The sequence below is a fragment of the Corynebacterium kozikiae genome, from assembly GCF_024580965.1.
Lineage (GTDB): Bacteria > Actinomycetota > Actinomycetes > Mycobacteriales > Mycobacteriaceae > Corynebacterium > Corynebacterium kozikiae.
Map to the genome: position 1 here is coordinate 1 of NZ_JANIKJ010000070.1, position 364 is coordinate 364.

2 rRNA genes are annotated in these 364 nt (G+C 48.6%); both read right to left on the reverse strand.

What is annotated here, in order from left to right:
* Positions 1 to 5: 5 nt before the first annotated feature.
* Positions 6 to 122: ribosomal RNA gene (rrf, locus tag NQ018_RS11375) — 5S ribosomal RNA — on the reverse strand.
* 119 nt (positions 123 to 241) lie between these two features.
* Positions 242 to 364 (reverse strand): 23S ribosomal RNA (locus NQ018_RS11380); the annotation flags it as partial.

Genomic DNA, 364 nt, shown 5'->3' on the forward strand with positions numbered 1-364 from the left:
TTTTAGGTCGGCGGTGACTTACTCTCCCACACCCTCCCGGGTGCAGTACCATCAGCGCTGTCGGGCTTAGCTTCCGGGTTCGGAATGGGACCGGGCGTGGCCCCGACGCTATAACCACCGACACATCTATCTTTTTGTTGTTGTGTTGCTGTAATTGGTTGGTTTTGTGGGGTGTTGTGTCAGATACTGCATAGTGGACGCGAGCATATCAACATCTTTTTGTTTTGTGTTGATTGTTTTGTTTTGTGTGTTTGTCGGTGTATTAGTACCAGTCACCTGCACACATTACTGTGCTTCCAGTTCTGGCCTATCAACCCTGTAGTCTTCAGGGAACCTCAAATGAAACCTCATCTTAGAACAGGCT